Source organism: Pseudomonas sp. MF7453 (assembly GCF_016405455.1).
GTDB lineage: Bacteria > Pseudomonadota > Gammaproteobacteria > Pseudomonadales > Pseudomonadaceae > Aquipseudomonas > Aquipseudomonas paralactis.
Genome location: NZ_JAEKCN010000012.1, coordinates 230,461 through 251,658, shown reverse-complemented (window position 1 = coordinate 251,658; position 21,198 = coordinate 230,461). Strand labels below are relative to the sequence as shown.

Annotated in this window: 18 protein-coding genes; 6 read left to right on the top strand and 12 right to left on the bottom strand. The window is 61.3% G+C overall.

Going from position 1 to position 21,198, the window contains the following annotated elements:
* Positions 1 to 56 precede the first annotated feature (56 nt).
* From miaA to JFT63_RS19955, 5 genes are read right to left on the bottom strand one after another with little or no spacing between them, the layout of a single operon-like run.
* Positions 57 to 1,028, bottom strand: a complete 972-nt coding sequence (gene miaA, locus JFT63_RS19975; RefSeq protein ID WP_057702588.1) for a tRNA (adenosine(37)-N6)-dimethylallyltransferase MiaA — start codon at positions 1,026 to 1,028, stop codon at positions 57 to 59.
* Positions 1,028 to 2,944 (bottom strand): DNA mismatch repair endonuclease MutL, encoded by a 1,917-nt coding sequence (gene mutL, locus JFT63_RS19970; RefSeq protein WP_057702587.1) that lies wholly within the window; start codon positions 2,942 to 2,944, stop codon positions 1,028 to 1,030. The genes miaA and mutL overlap by 1 nt, the downstream gene beginning before the upstream one ends.
* Positions 2,944 to 4,365, bottom strand: coding sequence for an N-acetylmuramoyl-L-alanine amidase (locus JFT63_RS19965; protein ID WP_057702586.1), 1,422 nt, complete (start codon positions 4,363 to 4,365; stop codon positions 2,944 to 2,946). The genes mutL and JFT63_RS19965 overlap by 1 nt, the downstream gene beginning before the upstream one ends.
* 15 nt (positions 4,366 to 4,380) lie before the next feature.
* The gene (gene tsaE / locus JFT63_RS19960) at positions 4,381 to 4,851 is read right to left on the bottom strand and encodes a tRNA (adenosine(37)-N6)-threonylcarbamoyltransferase complex ATPase subunit type 1 TsaE (RefSeq protein WP_057702585.1); all 471 of its coding nucleotides are present in this window, start codon (positions 4,849 to 4,851) and stop codon (positions 4,381 to 4,383) included.
* Positions 4,839 to 5,699 carry an NAD(P)H-hydrate dehydratase gene (locus tag JFT63_RS19955; protein WP_198844591.1) on the bottom strand — a complete coding sequence of 287 codons (861 nt, stop codon included), beginning with the start codon at positions 5,697 to 5,699 and terminating at the stop codon, positions 4,839 to 4,841. Before JFT63_RS19955 ends, tsaE begins: the two co-directional genes overlap by 13 nt.
* 63 nt (positions 5,700 to 5,762) lie before the next feature.
* On the opposite strand from JFT63_RS19955, the gene queG reads away from it, so the two are divergent.
* Positions 5,763 to 6,827 carry a tRNA epoxyqueuosine(34) reductase QueG gene (queG, locus tag JFT63_RS19950; protein ID WP_057702583.1) on the top strand — a complete coding sequence of 355 codons (1,065 nt, stop codon included), beginning with the start codon at positions 5,763 to 5,765 and terminating at the stop codon, positions 6,825 to 6,827.
* Here the strand turns inward: queG and JFT63_RS19945 are convergent.
* Positions 6,824 to 7,441 (bottom strand): trimeric intracellular cation channel family protein, encoded by a 618-nt coding sequence (locus JFT63_RS19945; protein ID WP_172833454.1) that lies wholly within the window; start codon positions 7,439 to 7,441, stop codon positions 6,824 to 6,826. The genes queG and JFT63_RS19945 overlap by 4 nt on opposite strands.
* Positions 7,442 to 7,623: 182 nt before the next feature.
* Complete coding sequence (gene orn, locus JFT63_RS19940; RefSeq protein WP_024073074.1) at positions 7,624 to 8,166, bottom strand: oligoribonuclease; 543 nt, start codon at positions 8,164 to 8,166, stop codon at positions 7,624 to 7,626.
* A gap of 108 nt (positions 8,167 to 8,274) precedes the next feature.
* Here orn and rsgA point away from each other — a divergent pair, with 108 nt between their 5' ends.
* The gene (rsgA, locus tag JFT63_RS19935; RefSeq protein ID WP_005784215.1) at positions 8,275 to 9,306 is read left to right on the top strand and encodes a small ribosomal subunit biogenesis GTPase RsgA; all 1,032 of its coding nucleotides are present in this window, start codon (positions 8,275 to 8,277) and stop codon (positions 9,304 to 9,306) included.
* Between the two features lie 168 nt (positions 9,307 to 9,474).
* Here rsgA and motB read toward each other — a convergent pair whose 3' ends face one another.
* Both motB and motA read right to left on the bottom strand, forming a co-directional pair.
* On the bottom strand, positions 9,475 to 10,494 hold the full coding sequence (gene motB, locus JFT63_RS19930) for a flagellar motor protein MotB (protein ID WP_198844590.1): 1,020 nt from the start codon (positions 10,492 to 10,494) through the stop codon (positions 9,475 to 9,477).
* Positions 10,495 to 10,497: 3 nt separating this feature from the next.
* On the bottom strand, positions 10,498 to 11,349 hold the full coding sequence (gene motA, locus JFT63_RS19925) for a flagellar motor stator protein MotA (protein ID WP_057702581.1): 852 nt from the start codon (positions 11,347 to 11,349) through the stop codon (positions 10,498 to 10,500).
* A gap of 166 nt (positions 11,350 to 11,515) precedes the next feature.
* Here motA and JFT63_RS19920 point away from each other — a divergent pair, with 166 nt between their 5' ends.
* The 3 genes from JFT63_RS19920 to asd are packed head-to-tail and all read left to right on the top strand — an operon-like array spanning position 11,516 to position 14,800.
* Positions 11,516 to 13,051, top strand: a complete 1,536-nt coding sequence (locus tag JFT63_RS19920; protein ID WP_198844589.1) for an HDOD domain-containing protein — start codon at positions 11,516 to 11,518, stop codon at positions 13,049 to 13,051.
* A gap of 57 nt (positions 13,052 to 13,108) precedes the next feature.
* Entirely contained in the window at positions 13,109 to 13,924 is an 816-nt protein-coding gene (locus tag JFT63_RS19915; RefSeq protein WP_198844588.1) for a rhodanese-like domain-containing protein, read from the top strand.
* 15 nt (positions 13,925 to 13,939) lie between these two features.
* Positions 13,940 to 14,800, top strand: coding sequence for an archaetidylserine decarboxylase (gene asd, locus JFT63_RS19910; RefSeq protein ID WP_057702578.1), 861 nt, complete (start codon positions 13,940 to 13,942; stop codon positions 14,798 to 14,800).
* Between the two features lie 130 nt (positions 14,801 to 14,930).
* Here asd and serB read toward each other — a convergent pair whose 3' ends face one another.
* Complete coding sequence (serB, locus tag JFT63_RS19905) at positions 14,931 to 16,145, bottom strand: phosphoserine phosphatase SerB (protein ID WP_057702577.1); 1,215 nt, start codon at positions 16,143 to 16,145, stop codon at positions 14,931 to 14,933.
* Positions 16,146 to 16,278: 133 nt separating this feature from the next.
* Between serB and JFT63_RS19900 the strand changes: the two genes are divergently transcribed.
* Complete coding sequence (locus JFT63_RS19900) at positions 16,279 to 17,814, top strand: histidine kinase (RefSeq protein WP_198844587.1); 1,536 nt, start codon at positions 16,279 to 16,281, stop codon at positions 17,812 to 17,814.
* Positions 17,815 to 17,987: 173 nt separating this feature from the next.
* On the opposite strand, the gene JFT63_RS19895 is transcribed toward JFT63_RS19900, so the two are convergent.
* Positions 17,988 to 18,701: a PqiC family protein gene (locus JFT63_RS19895; RefSeq protein WP_057702574.1), complete on the bottom strand. Its 714-nt coding sequence runs from the start codon at positions 18,699 to 18,701 to the stop codon at positions 17,988 to 17,990.
* A gap of 229 nt (positions 18,702 to 18,930) precedes the next feature.
* Positions 18,931 to 21,195, bottom strand: a complete 2,265-nt coding sequence (parC, locus tag JFT63_RS19890; protein WP_032878231.1) for a DNA topoisomerase IV subunit A — start codon at positions 21,193 to 21,195, stop codon at positions 18,931 to 18,933.
* Positions 21,196 to 21,198: the final 3 nt, after the last annotated feature.

Genomic DNA, 21,198 nt, shown 5'->3' with positions numbered 1-21,198 from the left:
AAAATAGATAGCTTATGGCCGTCACACCCCCAAGGATAGACGGCAATTGCAAGGACTCAGCTCAATATGGAGACCGTTCCCAAGTATTTCAAGGCGCGTGACAGATTGTCGCTGTCCAGGCTGTCCAACCAGTGCAAATCGCTCCAGCTGCGCAGCCAGGTGAACTGGCGCTTCGCCAATTGGCGCGTGGCAATGATGCCGCGCTCCTGCATTTCGGCTGACGTCAGCTTGCCATCCAGATGATCCCAGACTTGGCGGTAGCCTACAGCACGTATCGAAGGCAACCCTGCATGAAGGTCACCTCTTGAACGCAGTGCTACGACCTCGTCCACAAACCCCTGTTCCAACATAATTGTGAATCTTTGTGCAATTCGTTCATGCAGCACCTGGCGATTTGCCGGAGCGATGGCCAGATTCGCCACAGTATAGGGCAATTGTGACTGTCCAGATGCGCCTGCATCAGTACTTTGCGCAGTTTGTTTCAGGCGATGTTCAGTCATGGTCTGGCCGCTGACACGCCAGACTTCCAGAGCACGGGTAAGACGCTGGGGATCATTGGGGTGAATGCGCGCTGCGGACACCGGATCCACCGCCGCCAACTGGTCGTGCAGGGCTTGCCAGCCAAGGCGCGCAGCCTCTTCTTCGAGTTCAGCGCGCACCTGGGCATCGGCAGGCGGCATATCGGCCAGACCTTCCTGCAACGCCTTGTAGTAGAGCATGGTGCCGCCCACCAGCAGCGGGATATTGCCGCGCGCGGTGATCTCGGCCATGGCCGCCAGGGCGTCGGTGCGAAAATCCGCCGCCGAATAGCTCTGCGCCGGATCGATGATGTCGATCAATTTATGCGGATACTGGGCCAATAGCGCCTTCGACGGCTTGGCCGTGCCGATATCCATGTCCCGGTAAACCAGGGCAGAGTCGACGCTGATCAACTCGCAGGGCAGCACTTTGGTCAGCTCGATGGCCAGGTCGGTCTTGCCGGCGGCCGTGGGGCCCATCAGGAAAATGGCGGGGGGCAAGACACTCATCAGCGGCCGCGCAAGAACAGTTTGTCCAGATCGTCCAGGCCCATTTGGGTCCAGGTCGGTCGGCCATGGTTGCATTGCCCGCTGCGCTCGGTGTTTTCCATGTCGCGCAGCAGGCCGTTCATTTCCGGCAGGGCCAGGCGGCGGTTGGCGCGGATGGCGCCGTGGCAGGCCATGGTGCCGAGCAATTCGTTGATATGCGCCTGGATACGGTCGCTGGTGCCGTACTCCATCAGGTCGGCCAGCACATCGGCCACCAGGCGGTTGGCCTCGGCCTGCTTGAGCAGCGCGGGAATCTGGCGGATCGCCAGGGTTTCCGGGCCCAGGCGTTGCAGCTCGAAGCCCAGCTTCTGGAACACACTGTGATGTTCTTCTGCGCAGTCGGCTTCACGCTGGCTCACCGCCAGGGATTCGGGCACCAGCAGCGGCTGGCCGCTGAGGCCTTCGCTGGCCATGGCGATCTTCAGGCGCTCGTACATGATCCGTTCATGGGCAGCGTGCATGTCCACCAGCACCAGGCCATGGGCGTTTTCGGCGAGGATATAAATGCCTTTGAGCTGCGCCAGGGCATAGCCCAGCGGCGGGATATCACCGCCGCCTTCGGGCAACGCCACAGCAGCACCCGGCTCGGCACCCGGCAGCGGCGCGAAAAACTCACGGTACGCCGCCTGGGCCTCGGCCACCGGCACCGTCGATTGCGGGCGCGGTGTGTATTGGTACTGATAACCCGCACCGGCACCCGAGTTCGGCGCCGTGTAGGCTGGCTGCTGCGGCGACGATTGCAGCAGGTTGGCCGCCAGGCTCATTTCACCTTGCGGCCCGAACTCACCGGCCTCGGGACCGCTCGGGCGCACCACTGCGGTGACGATCGGCGCCGACAATTGATCATCCGGGCGCACATCGCCCAAGGCGCGGTGCAGCGTGCCATACAGGAAGTCATGCACCATGCGCCCGTCACGGAAACGTACTTCGTGCTTGGTCGGGTGCACGTTGACATCGACCACCGACGGGTCGACCTCGAAGAACAGCACAAACGTGGGGTGCCGCCCGTTGAACAGCACATCGCGATAAGCCTGGCGTACCGCATGGGCCACCAGTTTGTCGCGAACTGCCCGGCCATTTACAAAGAAATACTGCAAGTCCGCCTGGCTACGGGAGAACGTCGGCAACCCGACCCAGCCCCATAACCTCAGACCATTGCGCTCGATCTCAATCGGCAGCGCCTGTTCCAGGAACCCGCTGCCACACACTGCTGCCACCCGCCGAGCACGCGCGGCGTCGTCGTTGGCCTCGTGCAGGCTGAGGATGGTCTTGCCATTGTGGCGCAGGTGAAACGCCACATCGAAACGCGCCAGGGCCAGTCGCTTGATCACTTCTTGCAGGTGATCAAATTCGGTTTTCTCGGCCTTGAGGAATTTACGCCGCGCCGGGGTGTTGAAGAACAGGTCGCGCACTTCTACGGAGGTACCGACCGGATGCGCCGCCGGCTGAACCCGAGGCGCCATATCGCGCCCTTCGGTTTCGACCTGCCAGGCTTGCTCGGCGTTGCGCGTGCGGGAGGTCAGGGTCAGGCGGGCCACGGAGCTGATGGAGGCCAGGGCCTCACCGCGAAAACCCAGGCTCATGACCCGCTCCAGGTCTTCCAGATCGCGGATCTTGCTGGTGGCGTGACGGGCCAGGGCCAGCGGCAGATCATCGGAGGAGATGCCGCTGCCGTCATCACGTACCCGCAGCAACTTGACGCCACCCTGCTCCACGTCGACATCGATGCGCCTTGCACCAGAGTCGATGCTGTTTTCCAGCAGTTCCTTGATCACCGACGCCGGGCGCTCAACCACCTCGCCCGCGGCGATCTGGTTGGCCAGGCGCGGGCTGAGCAATTCAATGCGCGAGCCGCTGTTCAACAAGGTTTCGCTCATTACTGTGCCGCCAATTCAGTGCCGGGGATGGTCAACACCTGGCCGATCTTCAACTCATCGGTTTTCAGGTTATTGGCGCTGCGCAAGGCCGCAGGCGTGACCTGGAAACGTACCGCCAGCATGGCAACGGTGTCGCCGGGCTGTACGCGATGGTCACGCGGGCCCTGGGCAATTTTGCCGGAGTCACGCAGCCAGGCGATGTAGGTGCCCGGCGGCGGGTTCTGCTGGAAGAACTGGCGCACACCGGCGCTGATGGAGCGTGCCAGCGCTTGCTGATGGCTGGCGCTGGCCAGTTTCGACGCTTCGTTGGCGTTGGAGATAAACCCGGTTTCCACCAGGATCGACGGAATATCCGGCGACTTCAACACCATGAACCCGGCTTGTTCCACCCGCTGTTTATGCAGCGACGTCACGCGGCCGATATTGCTCAGCACTTTCTGCCCGACGTTCAGGCTGGAGGTCAGCGAGGCGGTCATCGACAGGTCGAGCAGTACGCCTGCGAGCATCTTGTCCTTGTCATCAAGCGAGACGTTGCCAGCCCCGCCGATCAAGTCGGAACGGTTTTCACTGTCAGCCAGCCAGCGGGCGGTTTCGGAGGTAGCGCCGCGATCCGACAGGGCAAATACCGAGGCGCCAAATGCAGCGGTTGAAGGCGCGGCGTCGGCGTGAATCGACACGAACAGGTCAGCACCTTTCTTGCGCGCAATTTCGGTACGGCCACGCAACGGAATGAAGTAGTCACCGGTGCGGGTCAGCTCGGCACGGTAGCCTTTCATGCCATTGACCTGGCGTTGCAGCTCACGAGCGATGGCCAGTACCACGTCCTTCTCGTGCTGGCCGCGAGAGCCGGAAGCCCCTGGGTCTTCACCACCGTGGCCGGCGTCGATCACTACGATAATGTCGCGCTTGCCTGCCGGTGCAGGCGGCGGCGGTGGCAGCTTGACCTGGGGTTGCGAAGGGTTGACCGGCACCGCAGGCACCGTCGCTACGCTCGGCGTTGGCGCAGGCGGCGGTGCGGCGTCGGCGGGGTTGTCGAACAGGTCGACCACCAGGCGGTTACCGTACTGGGCGTTGGGGGCCAGGGAGAAGCTCTTGGGGGTCACGGCCTTTTTCAGGTCGATGACCACACGCAGGTCGGTCGGCGTACGCTGGGCCGAGCGCATGGCGGTAATCGGCGTGTTGGCAGTAGACACCTTCAACGGCGCGGCCAGGCTCGCACCGTTGATGTCGATCACCAGGCGATCAGGTGCCGTCAGGGTAAAGACGCTGTGCTGGACCGGGCCAGACAGGTCGAACACCAGTCGCGTGTTATCCGGCGCTCGCCACAGGCGAACACTTTTTACCTGTGAAGCAGCCAGAGCATTGACAGTTATTGCCGCAAGCAACACCCCCACGACAGCAACCAACGCGCGAAAGCGCATACCTAACCCCACCAATTATTTGAATTCCAATGCCAGAGCAGCACACCACGATTGACCGCGTGGGCTCTGGGGCAACAACTTCAGCTGACGTCCGTGCTCATGCGGCGTAATGGTAATGGTCAGGTCCGGCTTTGGCAAAAAGCCTGTGCCTTTATCTGGCCATTCGATCAGGCACAACGCATCTTCATCAAAGTAATCACGGATGCCCATGTACTCCAGCTCTTCCGGATCGACCAGGCGATAGAGGTCGAAGTGGAAGGCGCGTACGTCGCCAATCTCGTAGGGTTCGACCAGCGTGAACGTCGGGCTTTTTACCGCGCCGGTATGGCCCAGGCCGCGAATAATCCCCCGGGACAATGTGGTTTTGCCTGCGCCGAGATCACCTTCGAGAAAGATCAACCCTGCCCCTTGCGTGACCTGCGAAAGACGCTGACCCAACGCGACCATGGCCTCTTCATCTGCCAGGAAAAGAATTACTTCAGACACGGCGACTGCTCCTCCAGCAATTGACGAATGGCAGGAATCAGGTCGCTGGCAGCCAGGCCACGACCAAAACTACCCTGGCGGTCGCCAGCGGTCGCGTGCAACCACACGGCCAGGCAGCTTGCCTCATACGCGGGCATACCCTGAGCCAATAGCGCGCCGACCAGACCGGCCAAGACATCACCGAGCCCCGCCGTCGCCATCGCCGGATGGCCTTGATCACAGCGGGCAAGCCGTCCATCCGGACTTGAAATCAAACTGCCAGCACCCTTGAGGATAGCCACTGCATTGAATTTGTGGCTCAACGCGCGCGCCACATTAAGGCGATCGGCCTGAACCTGGGCTGTCGATAGCCCCAACAAACGCGCAGCTTCGCCCGGATGAGGAGTAATCACACAGTTGGCCGGCAACTCGACGCCGCCGGTGGCCAGTTGATTGAGCGCGTCGGCATCCCACACCTGCGGCTGGCCGGCATTGGCCGCGACCGACAACAGGCTTTTGCCCCAGGCGGCATCGCCCAGGCCTGGGCCAATGACGATCACCGAGATTTTTTCCAGCAGGCCCATCAATTGGTTGGCCGAGCTCACGCCGACCGCCATGACCTCCGGCAGCCGGGCCAGAGCGGCCGGCACATGTTCCGGCCGAGTCGCCAGCGAGACCATGCCGGCGCCGCTGCGCAGGGCACTTTCAGTGCTCAGCAGCGCCGCACCGCCAAAGCCACGGTCACCACCAATGACCAGCAGGTGGCCGAACTGGCCCTTATGGGCGTCCGGGGAACGCGCAGCCAGTTGCGGCAAATGGCCGGGCAACAACGGCTGAACGTCGGTAATTGGGTGTTTTGTCTGAGGCATGCGTCTTCAAGCTCCGATGTCTGGCAGAATTATACGCATCTAACCTGTGGTTTCCCGTGTCTCATGCCTGCTATTACCTCCGATCTGCCCGCCCTTGCCCAATCGATCAAAGACTGGGGTCGCGAGCTGGGCTTTCAACAAGTCGGCATCAGCGGCCTCGACCTGGCTGAGCATGAACAGCACCTGCAACGCTGGCTCGACGCGGGCTACCACGGCGAGATGGAGTACATGGGCGCCCACGGCAGCAAACGCTCCCACCCGGACGAGCTGGTGCCCGGCACCTTGCGCGTGGTGTCACTGCGCATGGACTACCTGCCCGGCGACACCCAGATGGCGCAACTGCTCGGCCAGCCGGAAAAAGCCTACATCTCGCGCTACGCCCTGGGCCGCGATTACCACAAGCTGATCCGCAAGCGCGTGCAGCAACTGGCCGACCGCATCCAGGCGCAGATCGGGCCGTTCGGCTTTCGCGCCTTTGTCGACAGCGCGCCCGTCCTGGAAAAAGCCATCGCCGAACAAGCCGGACTGGGCTGGATCGGTAAAAACACCCTGGTGCTCAACCGCAAGGCCGGCAGTTATTTCTTCTTGAGCGAACTGTTTGTCGATTTGCCGTTGCCGGTCGACCCACCCCACACTACCGAACACTGCGGCCGTTGCACGGCGTGCCTGGACATCTGCCCCACCAACGCCTTCGTCGGCCCCTATGTGCTGGACGCCCGGCGCTGTATTTCCTACCTGACCATCGAACTCAAGAGCGCCATCCCCGAAGACCTGCGCCCACTGATTGGTAACCGGGTATTTGGCTGCGATGACTGTCAGATCGTTTGCCCATGGAATCGTTTCGCCCGCCCCACCGCCGAAAGCGATTTCAAGCCACGGCACAATCTGGATAACGCAGAACTGGCCGAATTGTTTATGTGGGACGAGGATAAATTCCTCAACAGCACCGAGGGCTCGCCCCTGCGCCGCGCCGGTTACGAGCGTTGGTTACGCAACCTGGCGGTGGGCCTGGGCAATGCGCCGTCGAGCATTCCGGTACTGGAAGCCTTGAAGGCGCGGCGGGACTACCCGTCGGAGTTGGTACGCGAACACGTGGAATGGGCGCTGAACCAGCACGCCACGCGCTAGTGCACATCGTCGTTGTAGACGAACTTGGGCATTTCCCAGTGAAAACGGATCGCCAACAGGCGCAATAGAAAGCCACTGAACAGCGTCAGCAGAATCGCCTGTTCGCTCGGCAGTTCCAGATACAGGCACAGCAAGTAGAACCATGCAGCCAGGAACGACACGCTGGCGTATAGCTCGCGGCGGAAGATCAGCGGGATGTCGTTACAGAAGATATCCCGAAGGATGCCGCCGAATACGCCGGTAATGACCCCGCTGACCGACGCCACCAACATACCGTGGCCCATTTCCAGGGCGGTCATGCAGCCAATCAGGGTGAACGCCACCAACCCCAAGGCGTCCAGCGCCAAAAACAGCGAGCGCAGGCGGCGCATCAGCGGCGCGATAAAGATCGTCACCAGCGCCGCGACGGAGGTCAGCACCAGATATTCCGGATGCTTGACCCAGGTGAGCGGGTAGTGGCCGAGCAGCACATCGCGCACCGAACCACCGCCCAAAGCCGTCACGCAGGCGATCAACACCACGCCGAACCAGTCCATGCCGCGCCGACCGGCGGACAGGGCGCCAGTCATGGCTTCGGCGGTGATGGCGATGAGGTAGAGCATCAACAGCATGATGGCGATCCTTGCAGGGAGGCCGGCAGTCTAATCATTTGCTGATGGCACCAAAAGGGGGCGCTTGGCGATAAACCGCGTCGCCTGTATCGCAGGCAAGCCAGCTCCCACATTTTGAATTTGCGAATGCAGTCAAATGTGGGAGCTGGCTTGCCTGCGATGGCGCATTCACTGGCGCCGTAGAATCAAGCCTTGATGAAATGCTTGCGGTAATGCTGCAACTCGGCAATCGACTCGCGAATATCATCCAGCGCCAGGTGCGTGCTGCCTTTATGGAAGCTGTCTTTGACTTCCGGCGCCCAACGCGCAGCCAGTTCCTTCAAGGTCGACACATCCAGGTTGCGATAGTGGAAGTAACTTTCCAGCGCCTTCATGTGCGTATAAAGGAAGCGCCGGTCCTGACAGATACTGTTGCCGCAGATCGGCGACTTGCCCTTGGGCACCCATTGTTCCAGGAACGCGATGGTTTCGGCTTCGGCTTCGGCCATGCTGATACGGCTGTCGCGCACACGCTGGGTCAGGCCGGAGTTACCGTGGGTGCGGGTGTTCCACTCGTCCATGGTGGCGAGTACCGCGTCGCTGTGGTGGATGGCGATCACCGGACCTTCGGCCAAGGTATTGAGATTGCTGTCGGTGACAATCGTCGCCATCTCGATGATGACGTCGGTGTCGGGGTTCAGACCGGTCATTTCCAGATCGATCCAAATCAGGTTCTGTGGGTTTTGCATGGCTTGATTCTCTTGGCACCTTGGCGTAGCTGCGCAGTTTAGCAGGCGGGGGCGTGCTAGACTCGCGACCGTTTTACCCAACTTTTGCATTATCGACACGGAACACCAATGGCCAAACGCCAGCTCAACCGTCGCCAAAACTGGCGCATCGAAAAGATTCAAGGCGAACGCGCAGCGCGCGCCGCCAAACGTGAATCCTCCGCCGTGGAAGCGCTCGAGGGCGGCGACCTGGGCCCCGAACAAACGGGCCTGGTGATCGCGCACTTTGGTGTGCAAGTCGAAGTCGAGGCGCTGGAAGGCGAACTCGCAGGCTCTGTGTCCCGTTGCCACCTGCGCGCCAACTTGCCTGCGCTGGTGACCGGCGACAAAGTGGTATGGCGCGCGGGCAACCAGGGCATCGGCGTGATCGTCGCCCAGTTACCGCGCAGTACCGAACTGCGTCGCCCCGACAGCCGTGGGCAGCTCAAGCCGGTGGCGGCCAACGTCGACATGATCGTGATCGTGTTCGCACCGTTGCCCGAGCCCCATGCCAACCTGATCGACCGCTACCTGGTCGCGGCAGAACACGCCGGTATCCGCCCGCTGTTGCTGTTGAACAAATTCGACCTGATCGACGAGCAGAACGCCCCGGCGCTCAATGCGTTGCTGGCGGTCTATCGCACCCTGGGCTACCCGGTGCTGGAAGTGTCGGCCCATCACGGCAACGGCATGGAACAACTGCAACAGCAGCTGGACGGGCGCATCAGCGTGTTCGTCGGCCAGTCTGGCGTGGGCAAGTCGTCGCTGGTCAACAGCCTGTTGCCGGAAGTCGATACCCGCGTCGGACCGCTGTCGGAGCTGTCCGGCCAGGGCACCCACACCACCACCACTGCACGGTTGTTCCACTTCCCCGGTGGCGGCGAGTTGATCGACTCCCCGGGTATTCGTGAATTCGGCTTGGGTCACGTCAGCCGCAGCGATGTGGAAGCGGGCTTTATCGAGTTCAACGACCTGATCGGCACCTGCCGCTTCCGCGACTGCAAGCACGACCGCGAGCCGGGCTGTGCTTTGCTCAAGGCGCTGGAGGATGGACGCGTGCAACAACAGCGGATGAACAGCTATCGGTCGATTATTGCAAGTTTGCCTGAGAGCAGTTACTAACCCGCCAGCCTCTGTAGGAGCGAGCTTGCTCGCGAAGGCCTCAAGCGCAACGCGGGCATCCTGGATACACGCGTTATCGTTGATGCTTTTCGCGAGCAAGCTCGCTCCTACAATGACAGCGCAGATACAACAAGGCCGCGATCATCGCGGCCTTGTTGTATCTGGAGCTTAGGACCCCGGTGCAGGCGCCGTAGGATCCTTGACGCCCCCATCATCAAACAGGTTCAGCTTCTGGCGCAGCTCATGGGCTGGCAGCGGTTCCTGCTCCGGCGGCAGCGCGTTGGGGTCGGCCGGCACTTCGCCTGGCGCACCCTCGCCCTGGGTCGGTGCCGGTGGCGATGGTTGATCGCCCTCAATCGCACGCTGGGCTTTTTTGGTCAGCACCACGATGTCGATACGGCGGTTGACCGGGTTGAACGGGTCTTTGGGATCAAACAGTTGCGAGGAGGCAAAACCCACCACGCGCGCCACTTGCGGGTCCGGGTAGCTGCCGGCTACCAGCGCACGCCGGGCGGCGTTGGCGCGGTTGGCCGAGAGTTCCCAGTTGCCGAAATCGCCCTGGCCCGCGTAGGGCTTGGCGTCGGTATGCCCACTGATGCTGATCTTGTTCGGCACCGCCTTGATGGTGTCGGCCATGGCCAGCAGTATGTCTTCAAAGTACGGCTTCAAGCGCGCACTGCCAGAGTCGAACATGGGCCGGTTGGCGGCGTCGGTGATCTGGATGCGCAGCCCCTCGGGTGTGATTTCGAAGGAAATCTGGTCCTTGAACTTCAGCAGCTGCGGGTTTTCTTCAACCTTGTTCTGCAATTCCTGCAGCAACAGCTCCAGGCGCTCCTGTTCGACCTGCTCGGCCATGGACTCGACGGTATCGCGCTCGATCGGGATTTTTTCCTGGGGCGACTCAGTTTGCACTTCCGGGTTGATGGTGCGCTCTGGCGCCAGTTCCGGCGAGCCGCCCAGGTCAATGACAAACGGCGTGCCGCTTTCCGAAAAGCCAATCGGGTCTTTGAAGTAACCGGCGATGGCGATTTTCTGTTCCGGCGTGGCGGTGGACATCAGCCACAGCACCAGAAAGAACGCCATCATCGCCGTGGCAAAGTCGGCAAACGCGATTTTCCAGGCACCACCATGGTGCCCCGCAGCGAAGCGCTTGACGCGCTTGATGATGATCGGCTGGTTGTTTTCCATGACTTAGCGACCGCGAACCGCTTGTTCCAGCTCGGAGAAACTTGGGCGATGCTTGGGGTACAGCACCTTGCGCCCGAACTCCACGGCCAGCGATGGCGGCATTCCCGATGCCGAAGCCACCAGGCACGCCTTGATCGCTTCGTAGAGGTTGACCTCTTCCTTGGCGTCGTGGGCCAGGGAGGTGGCGAGCGGGCCGAAGAAACCATAGGCGGCGAGAATACCGAAGAAGGTACCTACCAGCGCCGCACCCACGTGCATGCCGATGGCCGCCTGATCACCCTCGCCCAGGGACGCCATGGTCACCACGATACCCAGTACCGCCGCGACAATACCGAAACCGGGCATGCCGTCGGCGATACCGGTCACCGCATGGGACGGATGCTCCAGCTCTTCCTTAAGGCTGAACAACTCCATGTCGAACAGGCCCTCCAGCTCGTGGGGAGCCATGTTGCCGGAGGACATGATGCGCAGGTAATCACACACAAAAGCCGTCATGCGCTCATCTTTGAGCACGGCCGGGTACTTGGCGAAAATCGGGCTGGCGGCGGCATCTTCGATGTCGCCCTCGATAGCCATCATGCCTTCACGGCGGCTCTTGTTGAGGATCTCGTAGATCAGCCCCAGCACCTCTAAATAAAAGGTGTGAGAGAAGCGTGAACTGAACATGCCCAGCGATTTTTTGACCACATGCATGGTCATGTAGCCGGGGTTGGCCTGCAAGAATGCGCCAAACGCGGCACCGCCGATGATCAGCACTTCGAAAGGTTGGATCAGTGCGGCAATTTTACCGTGGGAGAGGACGTACCCTCCGAGCACACTTGCGATGACGACAATGATGCCGATAATTTTAGCCATAGGAGATGGGTACTTGCGCCGTCGGGTTCATGGACATATTGGGTGCAGCAGAAAACTCTTGTTCTACTTATCGGCAAAACTGCGCCAGACTATAGCCCGTTAAGGCGAAAAGCCAATTCGGCCCGTTCCGGGCGTGTTGAACGCAAGTGATGATCGCGCCCCAATCATGGCAATCGAAACCACAGTCCCAACGAACCGCCCCACCACCCTCGCCGCCTGGATCAAGCGCCTGGACGACGTGCTGCTGCCCGTTCCCCAGGCCAACCATGAGCGTGTGTGCAAAGCCATCCGCGACAGCCGCAGTTCATTGCGAGATATTGCCGAGCTGATGCAAACCAGTCCGACCCTGGTGCTGAGCGTAATGCGCGAAGCCAACAGCCAAACCCACGGCAGCCTGGCAGAACCGGCGGAAAACCTCGAAGTAGCGCTTAACCGCCTGGGCCTCAAACGAGCCGAGGAACTGCTGGCACGCCTGCCCTCGGTGCCTGTCCGTGATATTCCGGTGGCCTTGCGCCAACTGCTGCTGGTGAGTCAGCACGCGTCCCAGCAAGCCAACGGTTTGTTCGGCAGTCGCCTGGCGCGGCTATGGCAGGACATCCACTGGGGCAGCCTGCTGTTTCTGTCGCCACTGTGGCCGATGGCCGTCGCCTACCCCAAGCTTTTGGAGGAATGGGAGCTGCGGGTGATTCACAAGGGTCAGTCGGCGCGCCAGGTCGAGCAGGAGCTGTTCGGCGTGCGTTTGCTGGACTTGTGTCTGGGCCTGACCGAAGCCTGGCACCTGCCGATCTGGGTTTCCCAGGGCTACAAGCTGCTGCTGGCCGAGCAACGCCTGCTGGTCAAGGCGCTGCACATTGCCCGCGAAGACGACGCCTTGCGCCACCAGCAATTGCTCGACGCCGAACCCAACCTGCGCCGCTGGCTGAACCAGCCGGCCAATACCGTGTTGCTGGCCAACGGCCTGGCCATGTCCGCCCAGGAATCCTGGACCTGCCCGCACACCGAACGCTGGCAATACCTCACCGCGCTGTACCTGCAAGTGCCCTTGAGTGACGTGCAACAACAAGCACACCAGCAGGCCGTGACCAGCGCCCGCACTACCCTGATGCCGGACCTCTGGCACCCGGCGCTGTCGCTGATCTGGCCGTGGCATGTGCAAAAGGTCCATCGCGGCTTGTTGCCGGCACCGCCGCCCACTGCCGAAGCCCTGGCCGTATGGCGTACGCATTGCACCGAGTTGCTGGTGGAGCCGAGCCGCTTTGCCAACGCCATGCACCTGACCACCTGCGCCAAGCAAGCCTTGGTGGCCAGTGGCATGCAGCGGGTGTTGTTGTTCATGGCCGATCGCGCCTTGAGCACCTTGCGCGTGCATCAAGCCGACGGCTTGCCCAAAGACGCCGCGCACCTGAGCCTGGATGTGGTCAACAGCACACTGCTGCAACGCCTGCTGGAAAAGTCCGCCCAGGTGCGTCTCACCCCCGACAACCATGCGCAGTTTTCCGCCCTGCTGCCGCCGATCCTGCGTCGCCTGTTTACGGGCGAACACTTGCTGCTGCGTTCGCTGAGCTGCAACGGCCGCGTGGTGATGCTGGTAGTGGCGGACCAGGGCGGCGGCCCGTTCTCGGAAACCACCGTACAGGCGTTCGGCAAAACCGCCCAATGCATCGAAAAGGCCCTGCACAGCTTTACCAACCGCAGCGCCTGAAGCTTGCGCTACAATCACCGGCCTTTATCACCAACATTTGTGCCCAGGAGACCTCACATGCCTGACTTCTCTGGCTTGCCGCTGGTGATCGAATCCAGTGACCTGCTCGCTCAACTGGATGCCGAGCACCTGATTCTGGTGGACCTCACCAGTGCCGCCCGCTACGCCGAAGGGCATATCCCCGGCGCGCATTTTGTTGATCCCAAGCGCACCCAACTGGGCCAGCCCCCGGCACCCGGCTTGCTGCCGAGCAAGGCCGACCTGGAAAAACTGTTCGGCGAACTGGGCCACACCCCGGACGCGACCTACGTGGTCTATGACGACGAAGGCGGCGGCTGGGCCGGGCGCTTTATCTGGATGCTCGACGTGATCGGTCACCAGAAATATCACTACCTCGACGGCGGCCTGCTGGCGTGGCTGGAGGAAAAGTACCCGCTCTCCACCGAAGTGCCCGCATCGGCAGGCGGCCCCGTCAGCCTAACGTTGCACGATGGCCCCACGGCTACCCGTGAATACCTGCAAAGCCGTCTCGGCGCGGCCGACCTGGGCATCTGGGATGCCCGCGGCCCGCTGGAATACTCCGGCGAAAAAGTGCTTGCCGCCAAAGGGGGCCATATCCCCGGCGCGGTGAATTTCGAATGGACCGCCGGCATGGACAAGGCGCGCAACCTGCGCATCCGCCGCGACATGCCGCAAATCCTCGAAGACCTCGGGCTGACCCGCGATAAAGAAATCATTACCCACTGCCAGACTCACCACCGCTCTGGCTTCACCTACCTGGTGGCCAAGGCGCTCGGTTATCCACGAGTCAAAGGTTATGCCGGTTCCTGGGGCGAATGGGGCAACCACCCCGACACTCCCGTTGAGATTTAAGGTTTAAGGACAGTTATGAAAAAGCAGTTGTTTATCCTCAGCCAGTACTTGCTGCCGCACCACTTGCTCTCGCGCCTGGCCGGCTGCATTGCAGAGTGCCGCGTGCGCTGGTTCAAAAACGCCTTTACCGCCTGGTTCGCCAAGCGCTACCAGGTGGACATGTCCCAGGCCCTGGTTGAAGACCTGAGCGCCTATGAGCACTTCAACGCGTTCTTCACCCGCGCCTTGAAAGACGGCGCCCGCCCGCTGGACCAAACCCCTGGCGCGGTGCTGAGCCCAGCCGATGGTGCAGTCAGCCAGCTCGGCCCGATCGAACATGGCCGTGTGTTCCAGGCCAAGGGCCACAGCTTCAGCGTGCTGGAACTGCTCGGTGGCGATGCGGCAATGGCTGCGCCGTTCATGGGCGGCGATTTCGCGACTATTTACCTGTCGCCCAAGGACTACCACCGGGTGCACATGCCACTGGCCGGCACCTTGCGCGAGATGGTCTATGTGCCGGGGCGGATTTTCTCGGTCAACCAAACTACTGCCGAAAACGTACCGGAGCTGTTTGCGCGTAACGAGCGGGTTGTATGCCTGTTCGACACCGAGCGCGGCCCGATGGCCGTGGTGTTGGTGGGTGCGATGATCGTCGCGTCGATTGAGACGGTGTGGGCCGGGCTGGTAACGCCGCCCAAGCGCGAGCTGAAAACCTTCCGTTACGACGAAGCTGCCCGTGCGCCGATTCACCTGGAAAAGGGTGCGGAGCTGGGTCGTTTCAAGCTGGGTTCGACCGCCATCGTGCTGTTCGGGCCGGATCAGGTGAAGTGGGCTGAGGAACTGGCAGCGGGTACGCCGGTGCAGATGGGCCAGGGTATCGCGCTGCCCAAAGCCTGATCTACACAACCCCTGTAGGAGCGAGCTTGCTCGCGAAGCACTCAATAGCACCGCGGGCATCCAGAGTGCCCGGGTAATCGTTGGCGACTTTCGCGAGCAAGCTCGCTCCTACAGTGGTTTGTGTGATGTCCTAGAGCTGACCGTCGCGGTCGCGCAAGCCCAGCAGATACAACACGCCATCCAGCCCCAAGGTCGAGATCGCCTGTTTGGCCGACTGCTTGACCAACGGCTTGGCGCGAAACGCCACACCCAATCCTGCAATCGCCAGCATCGGCAAGTCATTGGCGCCATCGCCGACCGCAATGGTCTGCTCCAGGCGCAAGCCTTCCTTGTGTGCCAACTCCTTGAGCAGGTCGGCTTTACGCTGTGCATCGACAATCGGCTCGACCGCCACGCCAGTCACTTTGCCATCCACCACTTCCAGCTCGTTGGCGAATACGTAGTCAATGCCCAACTTGGCCTGCAACTGCTTGGCAAAGTAGGTAAAGCCGCCGGACAGAATGGCGGTCTTGTAGCCCAGGCGTTTGAGCTCGGCGAACAGGGTTTCGGCGCCTTCGGTCAGGCGCAGCGACGCGCCGATAGAGTCCAGCACGCTCACGTCCAGGCCTTTGAGCAACGCCAGGCGTTCCTTGAAGCTGGCACGAAAATCCAGCTCACCGGCCATCGCCCGCTCGGTAATCTCGCTGACTTGCTCGCCGACGCCCGCCGCCTTGGCCAGTTCGTCGATGACTTCGGCTTCGATCAGGGTCGAGTCCATGTCGAACACCGCCAAACGACGGTTGCGACGGAACAGCGAGTCTTCCTGGAAGGCGATATCGACGTTCAACTCCTGGGCCACGCTCAGGAATTCGGCACGCAGCGCTTGCGCGTCAGCCGGCTCACCGCGCACGGAGAACTCGATACAGCCCTTGCCCTTGTCAGCCGGGGTGTCCAAGGGCATACGACCCGACAGACGGTCGATATGGTCGATATTCAACCCGTAGTGGGCAGTGATCGAGCTGACACGCTGCAATTGTTCAGCCGTAACCTTGCGAGTGAGCAACGTCACGATATGGCGTTTTTTGCCCTGGCCTTCCACCCAGTGCTGGTAATCGGCTTCGGACACCGGAGTGAAGCGGACCTGTTGATCCAGCTTATAGGCCGTAAACAGGATGTCCTTGAGGACCGACGAGGCCTGTTCGGTACTGGGTATCTCGACCAGGATGCCGAACGACAGGGTGTCGTGGATCACCGCCTGACCGATGTCGAGGATGTTCACACCACCCTGGGCCAGCACGCCGGTAATGGCCGCGGTGAGACCCGGTCGGTCTTCACCCGTGATGTTGATCAGGACAATTTCGCGCAAAGCGCACCCCCAGGCTGGAAAAAAACCGCATTCTACCCACTTTCAGTGACCATCGGGCACAGCCAGTGCTTTGCCGGTCATGGGCCTGTCGCTATACTGCGCGTCAACTTCACGGACCAAGAGCCGAGCGCAAGTGAACCGGCCCACGCCAGTAAAAACCGATAACTTCTTCCTGCTGATCTTCCGGGCACTGCGCCACCGCCGTGTACCGATCGCATTACGCATCGCCAGCCATAACGTGATCCTGGTCGCCCTGGCCCTGGTGATCTACGCCTGCGTGATGGGGTTGCAGTTCAAGCAGGCCATGCATGAGCAAGCCGACGCCCTGGGTGCGAGCCTGACGACCCAGACCGCCACCTCGGCGACTGAGTTGCTGGTGTCCAACGACATCCTCAGCCTCAACGTGCTGCTTAACAACCTGACCAAGAATCCGCTGGTGGCCCACGCCGCTATTTATAGCGTGGACAACCGGATCATGGCCGAAGCCGGGCAGCGCCCGAAGAACGGCTTGCTGGGTGAGGCCGAGGGCCTGTACCAGAGCAACATCACCTTTCAGGATGTGAAAGCCGGCCAGCTGCGTATCAGCCTCGACATGCAGCAGTTCCAGCAGCCGATGACCATCAGCCTGCAAAGCATGGGTATCTTGAGCGCGATCCTGCTGGCCCTGGCTCTGGCCTTGAGCCTGCGCCTGGGGCGGCATATCTCCACACCGCTGATGCAACTGCGCATCTGGCTGCGCGATATCGACGAACACACCCCGGCTACCGATCGCCAGGATGAAATCGGCGACCTCGCGCGCCAGCTGCATGCCAGCTTCGCTCCGGAGCCTAAAGCGCCGCCAGTCGAGCCTGAACCCGAATACGACGATACCGACGACTATAGCGACGAGCCTGAGTTTGAAGTACGCAATCTGCGCGACCCGGGCTTTGACGAAAGTGCTCCGGTCGCCGGCCTCAAGCCTGCGCCGCGCCATGTGGTCAAGGCCGAAGAAGACGAACTCGACGAGGAAGACCCCTTCGCCGATCTACGCGATACCTGCGCCGGGACCCCGGCCACTGCGCCAAAACCCGTTGCGGTGGTCAGAAACACCGAGCCGCAGCACAGCGCCGTACTCGCCGTGCAACTGGGCTCCCAGGAGCAACTGCGCCGCCTGCCCCGTGCACGTCTGACCGAACTGCTCGAACGCTACCGCGACTGCCTCGACCAGGCCGCCTCGCTCTATCAGAGCGAACTGCATACCCTGAACGATGGCAGCACACTGATGCTGTTCCACAGCGAAGACAGCGGTGAAGACTACCTGACCAATGCAATCTGCTGCGGCGAATTGCTGCGCGCCCTGGGCCATGCCTTGCAGATCGAAGTAGCCGACAGCGGCATCACCCTGCAATTGCAGCTTGGCTTAACCGTGGGTGATGACCTGTTTGGCATGAGCCAGATTGACCTGCTGCTCACCGAGATCGCCCAGGATGCCCTGGCCCTGTCCCAACACAGCCGCAACCTGCTGCTGGTGGAACGCAAGATCAGTGAAGACCCGCTGATCCGCCAACGCGCACGTATCCGCCCGATTGCCAGCCCTGAAGGCGCCAGCTGCGTGGAACGGTTGATGGAGCCGTATCCGTCGATGCTGGAGCGGCAGTTGGCGCGGATGCATGAAACCCGTAAGCCCTGAGACCAAGGCTTTTTGTAGGAGCGAGCTTGCTCGCGAAAAACTCACAGACGCCGCGTTTATTCAGAAAGCACGCGTTATCGTTGACGCTTTTCGCAAGCAAGCTCGCTCCTACAGAACAGCCCAACAAAAAGGCCCGCTTATTCAGCGGGCCTTTTGTTTGTGCGCCATTCAGATCAGAACCTGAACACTTCCAAGTCCGTACGAATCGGCGTCGCCATCGGCATCTTCGGCTTTTGCGGGGCTGCGGGCTTGGCCTGGGCAGGGGCCTGTTTACGCGGCTGTACCTCGGCTATCGGCGGCTGGTTCGCCAATGGCTTAAGCGCTACCGACAACTGCTGTGCCAAGTGCTGCAACAGCACTCCCTGGGCCTGGACCTGGGAAGCGGTGGTGCCGGTATGTTCTTCCTGCAGGTGCACGATGCGGTTATCACGTACTTGCCCGCGACGGTCGATCAGGCGCCACTGTGCATCCAGAATCGCCGGTTGCGACTTGCCGGAGTCGAGCCGTGTGATGGTCAGCAGCACCTGCACATCCGGAGTGAAACCGGACGGCCCTGGCGCCAGGACCACACGCTGGCTGTCCAACTGCCCGGCCACCTGACGCAACATCAGTTGATTGATATCGGACGACAAACTGCCCGCCCAACGACCATCAGTGGAACCTTGCAGGCTGCCGTCGCTCTGACGTTGCAGCAGGGTTTCGCGTTGCAGGTAATCGGCAACAACTACCGGACCGAGCAATACCGCCATGCCAGCCGTTTGGGCCGGCTGAGCCGGGCTACCGCTGTCCAGCTGGTACAGCGACACCGGTTGGTGTGTGCTGCAACCCGCCAGCCCTAAAAGGCCAGCGAGCATCAAAAATAGAGGAAGGCGTGGAGCAGTCATCATCCCATCCAAGTGGCTGCCACAAGGCGAACCACAATGTAATACTAAAAATAACCTGACACGCTCGGCCACGCCGGCGCTGGAAAGGCCATATCATCCGTGAATATGCGCCATGACTCCAGCGCGAAAGCATCGATCTACAGGTTAAATCGTAGATCGAGTGCTCTAGGGGGCGTTCTCAATTAGTTTCCCCGCGACGGGGAAACTAATTGAGAACGCCCCCTAGTACGCCTTAAACCGGCGTTTCTACCAACAAGGCATCCACTCGCTGGAAACCTCTAGGCAGTTTGTTACCGCGTCGACCACGCTCTCCCTTGTAGTGTTCAAGGTCGTCAGGGCGCAATGACAACGTGCGCTTGCCGGCCTGGAGCACCAGGGTAGAGCCTTCCGGGACCACCGCGATGTCGGTCACGTACTCTTCGCGACTGGCCACCCGGTCACCGGGAATCCCGATAATCTTGTTGCCCTTGCCTTTGCCCAGCTGCGGCAAATCGCTGATTTTGAACACCAGCAAGCGACCTTCGGTGGTCACCGACGCCAGCCAGTTGCTTTCACGGTCATCCACCGGCCTTGGCAGAATGACCTTGGCGTTGTTCGGCAGGCTCAACAGCGCCTTGCCCGCCTTGTTCTTGGCCTGCAGGTCTTCGCCCTTGACCACGAAACCGTAACCGGCGTCGGAGGCGATGACGTACAGCGAATCATCGTCCGGCAGCAACACGCACTCGAAATTCGCCCCCGGAGGCGGCGTGAGGCGCCCGGTCAACGGCTCGCCCTGCCCCCGTGCAGATGGCAGGGTGTGGGCCGGCACCGAATAACTGCGCCCGGTCGAGTCGATAAACACCGCAAACTGGTTGGAACGCCCGGCGGCAGCGGTCTTGAAGCCATCACCGGCTTTGTATGAAAGGCCGGTGGCGTCAATATCATGCCCTTTGGCGGAGCGAACCCAACCCTTTTCCGACAGAACGACGGTAATTTTCTCGTTGGGCAACAGCTCGGTTTCGGTCAGAGCCTTGGCTTCTGCACGCTCGACGATCGGCGAACGGCGGTCGTCGCCATAGGTTTCGGCGTCTTTGATCAGCTCGCTGCGCACCAGCTTCTTGAGCTTGGCTTCGCTGCCCAGCAGCGCTTGCAGCTTGGCTTGTTCCTTGAGCAGCGCATCCTGCTCGTCGCGCAGCTTCATTTCTTCCAGGCGTGCCAATTGGCGCAAGCGCGTGTCGAGGATGTAGTCAGCCTGGATTTCGCTCAGTTCGAAACGCGCGATCAACTCGGCTTTCGGGTGCTCGGCGGTGCGGATGATATGGATCACTTCATCCAGGTTGAGGTAGGCAATCAGCAAGCCGTCCAACAGGTGCAGGCGGCGTTCGACCTTGTCGAGGCGAAATTGCAGGCGGCGCCGCACGGTCTGTACGCGAAACTCCAGCCACTCCACCAGCAGGTTGCGCAGGTTCTTCAACTGCGGCTTGCCGTCCAGGCCGATGATATTGACGTTGACCCGGTAGCTGGACTCCAGGTCGGTGCTGGCGAACAAGTGCTGCATCAGCACTTCATGATCCACCCGGCTGTTGGTCGGGATGATCACGATGCGGCATGGGTTTTCGTGGTCGGACTCGTCACGCAGGTCGGCAACCTGCGGCAATTTCGACGGCTTGGCCTGCATCAACGCGGCGATCTGCTCCAGCACCTTGGCACCGGACACCTGGTGCGGCAGCGCGGTGACAATAATGTCGCCGTCTTCGATGTGGTACACGGCGCGCATACGCACCGAGCCCTTGCCGGTTTCGTACATCTTCAGCAGGTCGGCGCGCGGCGTGATGATTTCCGCTTCGGTCGGGTAATCCGGGCCCTGGATATGCTCGCAGAGCTGCTCGACCGTGGCCTTGGGCTCATCCAGCAGGCGCACGCAGGCGGTGGCGACTTCGCGCAGGTTGTGCGGTGGCACATCGGTGGCCATGCCAACGGCAATACCGGTGGTGCCATTGAGCAGGATATTCGGCAAACGTGCCGGTAATACCAGGGGTTCGTCGAGGGTGCCGTCAAAGTTCGGCCCCCAGTTCGCGGTGCCCTGGCCCAACTCACTGAGCAGCACTTCGGAGTAACGCGACAGCCGCGCCTCGGTGTAACGCATGGCGGCGAAGGACTTGGGATCATCCGGCGCCCCCCAGTTGCCCTGACCGTCCACCAGCGTATAGCGATAGCTAAAGGGCTGAGCCATCAACACCATGGCTTCATAGCAGGCCGAATCGCCGTGGGGGTGGAACTTACCGAGTACGTCACCGACGGTACGCGCCGACTTCTTGTGCTTGGAATCAGCGTCCAGGCCCAGCTCACTCATGGCGTAGATGATGCGCCGTTGCACGGGCTTCAGGCCGTCGCCGATATGCGGCAAGGCACGGTCCATGATCACGTACATGGAGTAGTTGAGGTAGGCATTTTCGGTGAAGTCAGCCAGCGACCGGCGTTCTACGCCATCTAAGCTGTCTGCGAGGATGTCACTCATGCG

Bases quoted from the DNA above. Each gene is read 5' to 3' on its own strand.
- miaA (WP_057702588.1), bottom strand. From the start codon at position 1,028: ATGAGTGTCTTGCCCCCCGCCATTTTCCTGATGGGCCCCACGGCCGCC.
- mutL (WP_057702587.1), bottom strand. From the start codon at position 2,944: ATGAGCGAAACCTTGTTGAACAGCGGCTCGCGCATTGAATTGCTCAGC.
- JFT63_RS19965 (WP_057702586.1), bottom strand. From the start codon at position 4,365: ATGCGCTTTCGCGCGTTGGTTGCTGTCGTGGGGGTGTTGCTTGCGGCA.
- JFT63_RS19955 (WP_198844591.1), bottom strand. From the start codon at position 5,699: ATGCCTCAGACAAAACACCCAATTACCGACGTTCAGCCGTTGTTGCCC.
- queG (WP_057702583.1), top strand. From the start codon at position 5,763: ATGCCTGCTATTACCTCCGATCTGCCCGCCCTTGCCCAATCGATCAAA.
- orn (WP_024073074.1), bottom strand. From the start codon at position 8,166: ATGCAAAACCCACAGAACCTGATTTGGATCGATCTGGAAATGACCGGT.
- rsgA (WP_005784215.1), top strand. From the start codon at position 8,275: ATGGCCAAACGCCAGCTCAACCGTCGCCAAAACTGGCGCATCGAAAAG.
- motB (WP_198844590.1), bottom strand. From the start codon at position 10,494: ATGGAAAACAACCAGCCGATCATCATCAAGCGCGTCAAGCGCTTCGCT.
- motA (WP_057702581.1), bottom strand. From the start codon at position 11,349: ATGGCTAAAATTATCGGCATCATTGTCGTCATCGCAAGTGTGCTCGGA.
- JFT63_RS19920 (WP_198844589.1), top strand. From the start codon at position 11,516: ATGGCAATCGAAACCACAGTCCCAACGAACCGCCCCACCACCCTCGCC.
- JFT63_RS19915 (WP_198844588.1), top strand. From the start codon at position 13,109: ATGCCTGACTTCTCTGGCTTGCCGCTGGTGATCGAATCCAGTGACCTG.
- asd (WP_057702578.1), top strand. From the start codon at position 13,940: ATGAAAAAGCAGTTGTTTATCCTCAGCCAGTACTTGCTGCCGCACCAC.
- JFT63_RS19895 (WP_057702574.1), bottom strand. From the start codon at position 18,701: ATGATGACTGCTCCACGCCTTCCTCTATTTTTGATGCTCGCTGGCCTT.
- parC (WP_032878231.1), bottom strand. From the start codon at position 21,195: ATGAGTGACATCCTCGCAGACAGCTTAGATGGCGTAGAACGCCGGTCG.